The 12,411-nt window shown below is 68.5% G+C and carries 6 protein-coding genes and 1 pseudogene; 5 read left to right on the forward strand and 2 right to left on the reverse strand.

Annotation, left to right across the window (positions count from 1 at the left end; genetic code table 11):
• From ACWELJ_RS16680 to ACWELJ_RS16700, 5 genes and pseudogenes are all read left to right on the forward strand, one after another.
• Positions 1-358: pseudogene (locus tag ACWELJ_RS16680) on the forward strand (DNA polymerase III subunit gamma/tau); the annotation flags it as partial.
• Positions 359-615: 257 nt separating this feature from the next.
• Complete coding sequence (locus tag ACWELJ_RS16685; RefSeq protein ID WP_452367017.1) at positions 616-1,827, forward strand: acetyl-CoA C-acetyltransferase; 1,212 nt, start codon at positions 616-618, stop codon at positions 1,825-1,827.
• 37 nt (positions 1,828-1,864) lie between these two features.
• Complete coding sequence (locus ACWELJ_RS16690; RefSeq protein ID WP_452367018.1) at positions 1,865-4,018, forward strand: 3-hydroxyacyl-CoA dehydrogenase NAD-binding domain-containing protein; 2,154 nt, start codon at positions 1,865-1,867, stop codon at positions 4,016-4,018.
• Positions 4,019-4,304: 286 nt separating this feature from the next.
• Positions 4,305-7,811 (forward strand): protein kinase domain-containing protein, encoded by a 3,507-nt coding sequence (locus ACWELJ_RS16695; protein ID WP_452367019.1) that lies wholly within the window; start codon positions 4,305-4,307, stop codon positions 7,809-7,811.
• An 81-nt stretch (positions 7,812-7,892) separates the two neighbouring features.
• A complete protein-coding gene (locus ACWELJ_RS16700) occupies positions 7,893-9,413 on the forward strand; it encodes an alpha/beta hydrolase (protein WP_452367020.1) in 1,521 nt (506 codons plus the stop codon).
• 78 nt (positions 9,414-9,491) lie between these two features.
• Here the strand turns inward: ACWELJ_RS16700 and ACWELJ_RS16705 are convergent, their stop codons facing one another.
• Both ACWELJ_RS16705 and ACWELJ_RS16710 read right to left on the reverse strand, forming a co-directional pair.
• Positions 9,492-10,808: a class I SAM-dependent methyltransferase gene (locus tag ACWELJ_RS16705; RefSeq protein WP_452367021.1), complete on the reverse strand. Its 1,317-nt coding sequence runs from the start codon at positions 10,806-10,808 to the stop codon at positions 9,492-9,494.
• On the reverse strand, positions 10,805-12,235 hold the full coding sequence (locus ACWELJ_RS16710; protein ID WP_452367038.1) for an FAD-binding oxidoreductase: 1,431 nt from the start codon (positions 12,233-12,235) through the stop codon (positions 10,805-10,807). Before ACWELJ_RS16710 ends, ACWELJ_RS16705 begins: the two co-directional genes overlap by 4 nt.
• Positions 12,236-12,411: the final 176 nt, after the last annotated feature.

The following is a 12,411-nucleotide window of genomic DNA, read 5'->3' on the forward strand; positions in this document are numbered from 1 at the left end:
CGTCGAGCCGGCCCCGGCGACCGGGTGGGGCGGTGCCCCCGCGTCCGCTCCGGCTCCCGCGCCCGCGGATCCGGGTCCGGCGGGCGGGGGTTCGTTCGAGCGGGAGAGCGCGCGTTTCGCGCCGCCGGAGGACGATATTCCGCTGCCCGACGGGCCGGACCTCCCGGACGATCCGGGGCCGGGGGACTACTCGCCGGTAGGTTATGACGGCGTCCCACCTGCTACTACGCCGGAGGAGGAGCGGGAGATGCTGGAGGAGTCGGCCAAGCCGGTGCCTCCGGAAGAGCGCCGCGACCCGGATGAGGTGGCCCTAGCCCTACTGGTGTCGGAGTTGGGCGCCACACCGCTGGAGGGTTGACAGTTCCCTCGGGTGCCAACTTAAGTTAACCGGAGTTCGCATAGTTCGGTACTATGATCGGGTGGCCGTGAGTATCGGTTTCGCGAGGTTCTAAGGTATGCCCAGGCGTACGGGTTACCGGAGCGTCAACAAACCGGCTCGGGACGTTGTTTGTACAGCGTCAAAGGCGATCGGTCGTGGGGCCGGTCGGCGAGGTATGGCTACGGCACGGCCCGCACAACGCGGTGACGGCGCACCCAAGAGAGGAAAACTCCGATATGACCACAGAGGCCTACATTTACGAGGCCATCCGCACCCCGCGCGGCAAGAACCGCGGCGGTGCGCTGCACTCGGTCAAGCCGATCGACCTGACCACCGGTCTGGTCCGCGAGCTGCGGAACCGCTTCCCGAACCTCGATGAGGATCGGATCTCGGACATCATCCTGGGTGTCGTCTCCCCGGTGGGCGACCAGGGTGCCGACATCGCCCGCACCACCGTGCTGACCGCCGGCCTGCCCGACACCGTCGGCGGCTTCCAGCTCAACCGCTTCTGCGCCTCCGGCCTCGAGGCTGTCAACCTGGCCGCGCAGAAGGTCCGCTCCGGCTTCGACGACCTGGTCATCGCCGGTGGCGTCGAGTCCATGTCCCGCGTGCCGATGGGCTCCGACGGCGGCGCGATGTTCATGGACCCGCGCACCAGCTACGACAGCTACATTGTCCCGCAGGGCATTTCGGCCGACCTGATCGCCACCATCGAGGGCTTCAGCCGCGATGACGTGGACGCCTACGCCGTGCGCTCGCAGGAGCTGGCCGCCAACGCCTGGAAGAACGGCTACTTCGCCAACTCGGTCGTCCCGGTCAAGGACATGAACGGCCTGACCGTGCTCGACAACGACGAGCACATGCGCCCCGGCACCACCGCCGCCGACCTCGGCAAGCTGAACCCGGCCTTCGCCGGCATCGGCGAGATGGGCGGCTTCGACGCGGTGGCCATGCAGCGCTACCACTTCGTCGAGTCCATCAACCACGTGCACCACGGTGGTAACTCCTCGGGCATCGTCGACGGCGCCGCCCTGGTGCTGGTCGGTTCCGAAGAGGCCGGCGCCGCCTCGGGCCTGACCCCGCGCGCCCGCATCGTGGCCACCGGCACCTCCGGCGCCGACGCCACCATCATGCTCACCGGTCCGACCCCGGCCGCCGAGAAGGCGCTGGCCAAGGCCGGTCTGAAGCGTGAGGACATCGACCTCTACGAGATCAACGAGGCCTTCGCCTCCGTCGTCCTGAAGTTCCAGAAGGACCTGGCGATCCCGGACGAGAAGCTGAACGTCAACGGCGGCGCGATCGCCATGGGCCACCCGCTGGGCGCGACCGGCGCGATGATCACGGGCACCGTGGTCGACGAGCTGCACCGTCGCAACGCCCGCTACGGCCTGATCACCCTGTGCATCGGCGGCGGCATGGGTGTCGCCACCATCATCGAGCGCGTCTGACGCCCACCGACTTTTCTCTAGGGAGACACGAAAAACTATGACCGAGAACATGATCGGCTGGGAAAAGGACGCCGACGGCATCGTCGTGCTGACCATGGACGACCCCAACCAGGGCGCCAACACCATGAACCAGCTCTACAAGGACTCCATGAAGGCGACCGTCGATCGCCTCGAGGCCGAGAAGGACGACATCACCGGTGTCGTCATCACCTCCGCGAAGAAGACCTTCTTCGCCGGCGGCGACCTGAAGAACATGATGAAGACCACCCCCGCGGACGCGGCCTCCATCATGGAAGAGCTCACCACCATCAAGGCCGACCTGCGTCGCCTGGAGAAGCTGGGCAAGCCGGTCGTCTCCGCGATCAACGGCGCCGCCCTGGGCGGCGGCCTGGAGATCACCCTGGCCACCCACTACCGCATCGCGGCCGACGTGAAGGGCGTGCAGCTGGGTCTGCCCGAGGTCTCCCTCGGCCTGCTCCCGGCCGGTGGCGGCGTCACCCGCATCACCCGCATGCTGGGCATCGCCAACGGCCTGATGGGCGTGCTGCTGCAGGGCCAGAAGTTCAACCCGGCCAAGGCCAAGGCCACCGGCCTGATCAACGAGGTCGTCGGCTCGATCGAGGAGCTGGTCCCGGCCGCCAAGGCGTGGATCAAGGCCAACCCGGACAAGGGCGTGCAGCCCTGGGACGTCAAGGGCCACAAGATCCCGGGCGGCACCCCGTCCACCCCGGCGCTGGCCGCCAACCTCCCGGCCTTCCCGGCCAACCTGCGCAAGCAGCTCAAGGGCCAGAACATGCCGGCGCCGCAGGCCATCATGGCCGCCGCGGTCGAGGGCGCGCAGGTCGACTTCGACACCGCGTCGCTGATCGAGTCCCGCTACTTCGTGTCCCTGCTGACCGGCCCGGTCGCCAAGAACATGATCCAGGCGTTCTTCTTCGACCTGCAGCACATCAACAACGGCGGTTCGCGTCCGAAGGACGTGCCGAAGCGTGAGATCAAGAAGGTCGGCGTGATCGGCGCGGGCATGATGGGCGCGGGCATCGCGTACGTCACCGCCAAGGCTGGTATCGACGTCGTCCTCAAGGACGTCACCATCGAGGCCGCCAACAAGGGCAAGGACTACTCGGTCAAGCTCGAGGAGAAGGCGCTCTCGCGTGGCAAGACCACCGAGGAGAAGTCGAAGGTCCTGCTCGACCGCATCAAGCCGACCGCCGACGCGGCCGACTTCGCGGGCGTGGACTTCGTGATCGAGGCCGTGTTCGAGAACCCGGAGCTCAAGGCGAAGGTCTTCGGCGAGATCGAGGACATCGTGGACGCCGACGCGCTGCTCGGCTCCAACACCTCGACCCTGCCGATCACCCTGCTGGCCAACGGCGTGAAGCGGGCCGAGGACTTCATCGGCATCCACTTCTTCTCCCCGGTCGACAAGATGCCGCTGGTCGAGATCATCAAGGGCGAGAAGACCTCCGACGAGGCCCTGGCCCGGGTGTACGACTACACCCTCGCGATCCGCAAGACCCCGATCGTGGTGAACGACTCGCGCGGCTTCTACACCTCGCGCGTGATCGGCAAGTTCATCAACGAGGCCATCATGATGCTCGGTGAGGGCATCGACCCGCAGACCATCGAGCAGGCCGGTCTGCAGGCGGGCTACCCGGCGGCGCCGCTGAAGCTGTCGGACGAGCTGAACTTCACCACCATGCAGAAGATCTACAAGGAGACCGCCGAGGCCGTGGTGGCCGCGGGCGGCGAGATCGACGCCGCTTCCGGCGCGACCGCGAAGATCCTCGACAAGCTGGTGGGCGAGTTCGACCGCAAGGGCAAGGCCGGCGGCGCGGGCTTCTACGACTACGACAACGGCAAGGCGACCGGTCTGTGGTCGGAGCTGCGCTCCACCTTCGGCACCTCGACCACCCTCCCCGAGGGCGTCACCCTGCAGGATCTGAAGGACCGCATGCTGTTCGCGGAGGCCATCGAGACCCAGAAGTGCTTCGACGAGAACGTGCTGACCTCGACCGCCGACGCCAACATCGGCTCGATCTTCGGCATCGGTTTCCCGGCCTGGACCGGTGGCACCCACCAGTTCATCGTCGGCTACCCGGGTGGACAGGAAGCCTTCGTGGCCCGCGCCGACGAGCTGGCCGCCAAGTTCGGCACCCGCTTCGAGGTTCCGGCCTCGCTGCGCAAGTAGTAACCGTGCGCGAGCGCTGAACCACCGGCGCTCGAGCATAGGAAACCACCCGGCCCGGGTCGCGAATACGCGGCCCGGGCCGAGTGTTCTACAGGGATGGGTACCGCGGCGGCGCGGCGCCGAAAGGGTCCACACGCTCGAGCGGTCCGCGCTACGTTGAATATGCGCGGGTGGACACGGTTACTCGTTCCAGGTCGAGGTGGTGGAGATGGACTCACAGGCGCGCCGGGACGGCTCGCGGCGTGAGCGGACGTCTCTCGAAAACTCCACGCAGGCATACCTTCCCGTGAATATCGACGACGAACTCGAGGCCATGGGCCTGTTCGACGCGCAGGAGATCGGGCGGGGCGGGTTCGGGGTGGTGTACCGCTGTGCCCAGCGCGCCCTGGACCGGGTGGTGGCGGTGAAGGTGCTCTCCGCCGAGATCGACGACGAGAGCCGGGAGCGGTTCCTGCGCGAGGAGCACGCCATGGGCCGGTTGTCCGGGCATCCCAACATCGTGGACATCCTCCAGGTGGACGTGACGCCGACCGGGCGGCCCTACATCGTGATGCCGTACGCGACCCGCGGCTCCCTGGAGCAGGTGGTGCGCGACAACGGGCCGTTGTCCTGGGCGGATTCGCTGCGGGTCGGGGTGAAGCTGGCGGGGGCGATCGAGACCGCGCATCGCGCCGAGGTGCTGCACCGGGACGTGAAACCCGCCAATGTGCTGCTGAGCCGGTACGGGGAACCGCAGCTCACCGACTTCGGAATCGCCCGCATTCCGGGCGGCTTCCGCACGTCCACGAGTTTGATCACCGGGTCGCCCGCGTTCACCGCGCCCGAGGTGCTCAAAGGCGACGAGCCGACCGTGCGCTCGGATGTGTACGGGCTCGGCTCCACCCTGTTCGCGCTGCTGACCGGGCACGCCGCCTTCGAGCGCCAGGCCGGGGAGAAGGTGGTGGCGCAGTTCCTGCGCATCACCAGTCAACCGGTCCCGGACCTGCGGGAACTGGAGATCCCGGCGGATGTGGCGGCTGCCATCGAGGCGGCCATGTCCCCCGAGCCGCGGGATCGGCCCGCCAGCGCGGAGGAATTCGGTGAGCTGCTGCGCGGGGTGCAGGGCGATCACGATCAGGTGCCGGACGAGATGGCGCTGCTCGACGGCGCGGAAACCGGTGTGGACGGCCACAACCCGTCGGCCCCGACGTATTCGACCCAGCGCAGGCACAATGTGGTGACGGCCCCGCGCACCCGGTCGCTGACCCTGCGTCCGACCGGCAATCCGAGCGCGGTGTTCGGCACCGGCAATACGCTGCCGCCTACGGCCGCAACGAAATTCCGGCCGCCGACCCCGGCACGTGAACCGATCGCCCGGCCCCGGCTGCTGGAGCCGTTGCGGTCGGGCGGCCGCCGTCGGCTGGCGGTGATCCACGGCCCGGCCGGATTCGGCAAGAGCACGCTGGCCGCGCAGTGGTGTGCCGAGCTCACCGATCGCGGGGTGGCGGTGGCCTGGATCGGCATCGACCGTGACGACGACAACGAGGTGTGGCTGCTGGCCCACATCATCGCGGCCATCCGGAAGGTGCGGCCGGAGATCGGCGTCGGGCTGGAGCAGCTGCTGGAGGAGCGGCCCGCCGAGGCGGTGCCGTACGCGGTGTCGGCGCTCATCGACGAGGTGCAGGCGGGCGGGCAGCCGGTGGTCGTGGTGGTGGACGACTGGCATCGGATCACCGATGCCGGGGCGCAGCGGGTGATGGCGTCGCTGCTCGACAATAGTTCGCACGAACTGCGTTTCGTCATCACCAGCCGGGAGCGGTCGGGGCTGCCGCTGAGCCGGATGCAGGTGGCCGACGAGCTGATCGAGCTCGGGTCCGGGCAGTTGCGGCTGACCGAGGCGGAGACCAGGGAGATCCTGGTCGAGCGGCTGGGGCTGGAGTTGAGCGACCGGCAGGTCGAGCAGATCCACGCCGCCACCGACGGCTGGCCCGCCGCGATCCAGCTGGCGGGGCTGTCGCTGCGCGCGGCGGATCACGATGTGGATCGGCTGATCGCCGGGCTGTCCGGCGACAACAAGGCGATCCGGGAGTATCTGGCCGAGGACGTGCTCGGCGCCATCGAGCCGCGCATGCTCGAATTCCTCAGTGCCATCGCGATTCCGGAGCGGGTGAACGCCTCGCTGGCCGAAGCCCTGTCGGGTGCGCGCGACGCCGCGGATCTGCTCGACGAGGCCGAGCAGCGTGAGCTGTTCGTGCACCGGATCCCCGACGATCCGAGCTGGTACCGGATGCAGCCGATGGTGGCCGAGCATCTGCGGGCGCGGCTGGACCGGGCGCAGCCGGGACAGTTGAAGAAGTTGCACGGCAAGGCTTCTCGCTGGTTCGCCGAACACAATCTGATCAAGCAGTCGGTGGATCACGCGCTGGCCGCCACCGATCTGAAGTACGCGCTGGACCTGGTCGAGAAGGGCGGCATGGATCTGATCGACAGTTCCCGGCTGGCCACCCTGTTCGGCACGGTGTCGAAACTGCCGGTGCAGCAGGTGACCTCGCGGTCCAAGCTGTTGATGGCGCTGGCGCGCGCGAATGTGAATCTGCAGCAGTCCGGGGCGGCGCGGACCGCGCTGGGCCGGTTGTCGAACATGCTGGCGCGCAGCGGCACCGACGATGCCGAGGCGGTGACCCAGCGCTGTCAGGCCGCGGTGCTGGCGGCGGCCGATCAGGTGGCGCGCGACCGCACCGAGGGTGTGCTCGACAAGATCACCGAATGCCTGAAACTGGCCGATGATCTTCCGGCGTGGACGGTGTCCACGGCCGCGAATCTGGCCACGTTCGTGCGGCTGTGCGACTTCGACTTCGAGGGCGCGCGCACCATGCAGGACTGGGCCGCCCCCTTCCACGCGCGCTCGGCCGACCCGTTGGGGGAGGTGTTCGGGCTGTGCGCCCGCGGCGCCGTCGCCTACGAGCAGCTCGATATCGACACCGCCACACGGTGTTTCGAACAGGCGTGGCAGACCGCCCGCGATCGCGCCGGGTCCCGTTCGGACGCGGTGCGGGTGGCTGCTGCGCTGCTGGGCGAGGTGGCCTACCGCCGCGGCGACCTCGACAGCGCCGAGCGGCTGCTGGATCAGAGCCACGAATTGACCACCCGTGTCGGGCCGGTCGATTTCCTGGTCACCATCTTCGTCAGCGGCGCGCGGGTGAAGGCGGTGCGCGGCGATCTGGAGACGGCCGTGGCCCGCCTGGACGAGGGCGCGCGGATCGCCGCCGACCGCAGGCTCAGCCGGCTGGCCGCGCAGGTCCGGGCCGAACGCCTGCGCCTGGGCCTGCCCGCCGATTCGCTGAGTACGGGCCTGGTCACCGACCCGATGGCGCGCAGCCCGCGGCATGCCACCGGTGCGGCGGTGCTGACCGCCGAGGCCGAGGAGATCGCCACCATCCGGGCGTTGCTGGCCCGCCACTATCGCGGCGACGACCGCGCCACCGACGACCTGGCCCCGCTCGGCACCGATGACACCGTGGTGAAGCGGGCCCGCGTGCTGCACTCCCGGATTCAGGAACAGCGGCGGCCCCGGGCCGAGCTCGATTCGGCGCTGCTGCTGGCCGAGTGCCTGTCCGCCGCGGGCTGGCTGGGGGAGTCGATCGCGGTGCTCACGCCGGTGGTGCTGCGCTGCGCGGAGCTGGGCTGGTCGCGGCCGCTGCTGGACGCCGGGCCGGGCGTGCTCACCATCCTGCGGACCATGCGGCACGAGATGCCGCTGGACGCGGGGGACGGCCGGGAGCTGCCGCGCCGCTTCCTGGATTCGCTGCTGTAGCTCGGGTCGCGCGGGGTGCTGTAGGGCGGGTCGCAGGGTATTCACAGCGTTTCTCGAGGAACGGCGGACACAATCGCCGTCGTGTTCTCGCCGCATGCGCCGTCGCAGTCACCGCCGCTCGGGCCGCCGCCCGCGCCGCACCCGCCCGCCGCTCGCAACGGGTACGGGGCCTTCCACCACGGGGTTTCGCTCTTGCACGGCTGGGTGCCGCAGGTGGTGGCGTTCGTGGCGGTGCTGCTGCTGGTGATCGCGTTCGCGCGGGCGACGCGGCGCTGGTGGGTGCTGTGGATGCCGGTGTGCGCGGTGGCGGGCGTCGCGGCGGCCTGGGCGGCCTGGGATTTCGTGGACGATCAGGGGCTGGCCTCGGATCCGGCCCCGGCGTTGTTGTGGGCGTCGGTCGGGCTGACGGGCGCCGGACTGGTAGCCGCGATCGTGGGACTGCGGACCGGCGGCTGGTGGCAGCGGATCGCGGCGGTGCTGGCCGTCCCGGCGGCGCTGCTGTACACCGGCGTCGTGCTGAACCAGTGGGTCGGTTACTACCCGACGGTGCAGGCGGCGTGGGACGCGCTCAACGCGGATCCGCTGCCGCATCAGGTTGACCTGGACGAGCTGGCCGGACTGCGCGATACGGATGTGGGGACCGGGCGCATCGTGGAGGTCGATATTCCGGAGGCGGGCAGCGATTTCCGGCATCGCCGCGAATACGTGTACCTGCCGCCTGCCTGGTTCGCGGGCGCCGAGCCGCCCACCCTGCCGGCGGTCATGATGATCGGCGGCGAGTTCAACACCCCCGCCGACTGGGTGCGCAGTGGCCAGATCATGCCCGCCGTGGACGCTTTCGCGGCCAAGAACAACGGGCAGACCCCGGTGCTGGTGTTCGTCGATTCCGGCGGCAGCTTCAACAATGACACCGAATGCGTGAACGGCCCGCGTGGCAATGCGGCCGATCACCTCACCATGGATGTGCCCGGCTATCTGGAGTCGACGTTCGGCGTCGCGAAGGATCCGGCGCGGTGGGCGGTGGTGGGCTGGTCCATGGGCGGCACCTGCGCGGTCGATTTGGCCGTCATGCATCCGGATCTGTTCGGCGCCTTCGTCGATATCGCCGGTGACCTGGGCCCGACCGCGGGCAGCAAGGAGCAGACAATCAAGCGCCTCTACGGCGGAAACGCCGATGCCTGGGCGCGATTCGATCCGTTGACCGTCATGGAACGGCACGGTCCCTACACGGGCGTGGTCGGCTTGTTCGACGACCTGACCGCGCCCAAGCGCAACGGCAATGGCGGTTATGGGGGCAACGGCGGTAATGGCGGCACCGGCGGCAATGGCACGCCGAATCCGCAGCAGCAGCGGAACTTTCCCGGCCGGCCCCCGGTGTCCGAGGATCAGATCGGCAAGGGCGGCCGCGACGGCGTCCAGGACACCAATGAGGAGGGCGCGGCCGAGCAGCTGTGCGACGCGGGCCGCAAGGCCGGCATCGACTGCACGGTGCACACCACGGTCGGCGGCCACACCTGGCAGTTCGCCGCCTCGGCCTTCACCTCGTCGTTCCCTTGGCTGACAGCCCGTTTGGGGATTCCGGTGCCCAGCCTGACGTCGTGAAAAGAGAACGGGCGTCGGCACCCGGCCGCACGCCCGTCCTCGAGGTCTCAGGGATCTACCCGGGAGAGCCCGGGTGGGTCATGCCTTCCACCACGGACGGAGCGGCACCGTCCAGCCCTGGTCCGCGCCGAGTTTGACGCCCAGGATCTGGTGTAGCTGCACCACATTCCGCTCGAATCCGAGCTGACAGCCCGCCATGTACAGGCCCCACACCTTGGCGGTGCCCTCGCCGACCTCACCGACCGCGGCGTCCCAGTTCTTCACCAGGTTGTCGCACCATTCGGCGAGGGTGAGGGCGTAGTGCTTGCGCAGGTTCTCCTCGTGCAGCACTTCCAGGCCCACGTTCTGGATCTCGGAGATGATGCGGCCGGAGCCCGCCAGTTCGCCGTCGGGGAAGACGTAGCGGTCGATGAAGTCGCCCGCCTTGGTGACGCGGGTGTTGTCGGGCCGGGTGATGGAGTGGTTGAGGAACAGGCCGCCGACCTTCAGCTTGGACTTGATGTAGTCGAAGTAGGCCGGGTAGTTGTGCACGCCGATGTGTTCGGTCAGGCCGATGGAGGACACCGCGTCGAAATTGCCCTCGCGCACGTCGCGGTAATCGGAGTGCCGCACCTCGGCGAGATCGGACAGGCCCTCCTCGGCGATCGTGGCCCGCGCCCATTCGGCCTGCTCGGCGGACAGGGTCGCGCCGATCACGTGGACGCCCTGTTTGGCGGCGTAGCGCACCATGCCGCCCCAGCCGCAGCCGATGTCGAGCAGCCGGTCGCCGGGTTTCAGGTTCAGCTTCTCGAAGACCAGCCGGTACTTGTTCTCCTGCGCCTGTTCCAGCGTCCAGGCCGGGTCCTCGTAGGCGGCGCAGGTGTAGGTCATGGACGGGCCCAGCACGTATTCGTAGAAGGTGTTGGAGACGTCGTAGTGGTGGTGGATGGCCTCGGCGTCGCGAGTCTTGCTGTGCCGCAGTCCTTCCAGCGCGATACGCCGCCAGCGCGGCATGGCCTCCTGCGGCGGCGGGGGCACCGGCTTGAGCAGTTCCCAGCCCAGCGAGCGGGCGATGACCACCAGCTGCAGCGCGGTGGGGCGGCGGAACTTCATGCCCGCCATGGCCTTCAGCAGTTCGTACGGGTCCCCGGGCTCGACGCCGTGGGCGATCAGATCCCCGGCGATGTAGGCGCGCGCCATGCCGAGGTCGCCGGGGGCGGTGGCGATGTAGTTGACGCCGCGGGGTGTGAGGATCTCGAGGCCGAATTCGGAGTCCTCGGGTCCGGCGGTGCTGCCGTCGTAACAGGTCAGGCGAATGGGCACCGGGCCGTCGAGCAGGGTCGCGAAGATCTCGGCGATGCTCAGTTTGGTTCCGAGCTCGGCGAATACGTCGGAACGGTCCTTGTACGTGGTCACTTGCGTTGCACCGCCTTCGAATACAGATCCAGTAGACGAGAATCCGGGTCGTAGCGTTTCTTGAGGGAGGAGTAGGCGCCGCCGCCGTAGTAGAGGCCGGCGAATTCATCCTGGTCGTAGAAGGAGTCGGAATACAGCGATTTGTGACCGTCCAGTTCGGACACCTTGCGTTCGATGGCGCGGTTGGCCGCGCCCTCGGGCTGTCCCGGCACGGTCGGCACGGCCGACCAGAAGCCGACGTTCACATAGGTGCGTTCCGGTTCCAGCGGGTACAGCGGCCAGGGGCGTTCGCCGCCGGTGTCGCGCAATCGCAACGGGCACAGCCAGATCGGCTCGATCGGGATCTCGCGCAGGAACCATTCCACGAATTCCGCGGTGTGCTCGAGCGGCACCTCGATGTCCTGCACCACTCGTTCCCGGGGCGGATTCCCGTGCCGCGCCTCGATCTTGTCGCCGATGGCGTACTTGTGGTCGAGGGCGATGAGTTTCCAGTAGAAGCTGGAGCGCCGGTACCGCTGCGGCCAGCAGCGCCGGATCCGCGGGTTCTGCGCGCCGAAGGCCCGGGAGCACCAGAACCAGTCGGTGTCCCAGCGCCACAGGTAGTCGTGGATGGTGAGCCGGTCGCGTTTGGGTCGCGGCGAGTCGTGCTGGATGGACCGGTAATAGATGTCCATGCCGGTGTAGTCGCTGACCGGGCCGGGTTCGCCGGTCTGGCGGCCCAGGATCAGGTAGCTCTCGTCGGCGGTGAACACCACGCCGTCGAGGTAGTCGACCGGCTCGCCGTCCCAGGCGCGGTCTTCGATGATCCGCGCCATGGCGGCCTCGAGTTCGCGCAGCTGGTGAAAACGGAGGTGCCGCACCTCGACATAGGGCTGAACGGGTTCCAGCTCGATCTTCAGTCGCGTCGAATACCCCAGCGTTCCATAGGAGTTGGGGAAGCCGCGGTACAGCTCGGCGTGCTCCCCGTCGCGGGTGGCGGTGATGATCTCGCCCGCCCCGGTCAGCACGTCCATTTCCAGGACCGATTCGTGCGGCAGCCCGTTGCGGAAGGAGGTGGATTCGATGCCCAGTCCGGTGACCGCGCCGCCGAGGGTGATGGTCTTGAGTTGCGGCACCACCAGCGGGGCGAGCCCGTAGCGCAGCGTGGTGGCGACCAGATCCTCGTAGGTGGTCATCCCGGCCACGTCGGCCGTGCGGGCTTCCGGGTCGACCGCGATGACCCGCGTCAATCCGGACACGTCGAGTCCGGGTGCGGTGCTGCGGGCGCGGGCGCGAAAGAGATTGGATGTCTTCTTGGCCAGCCGCACGTTCGCGTCCGGTGGGATGGCGCGGTAGGAGGCCAGGAGGCGATCGACTCCGGCCTGATGCGCGGCGAAACCAGATTCCTGTGCGGCCGGTGCGCGGCCGGCCTTCCCCAACAGACTCACTGCCACCCTCGAAAACCTAGCGTGCACCGACCGGTACGGCCAGCAAGTAAGCACCGGCGGGGCGGGTTTTCACACATAGTTTGCATGCGTGCCGGCAGGCGTGACCTGCCTTGTAGTCAGGGTATTCCCGACTCGCCCGTGATAATTCTTACTTTAGCTAACGTTTAGCTTACGGT

The sequence above is a fragment of the Nocardia sp. NPDC004582 genome, assembly GCF_053602115.1.

Coding starts and splice junctions, on each gene's coding strand:
- ACWELJ_RS16685 (WP_452367017.1), top strand. CDS start 616: ATGACCACAGAGGCCTACATTTACGAGGCCATCCGCACCCCGCGCGGC.
- ACWELJ_RS16690 (WP_452367018.1), top strand. CDS start 1,865: ATGACCGAGAACATGATCGGCTGGGAAAAGGACGCCGACGGCATCGTC.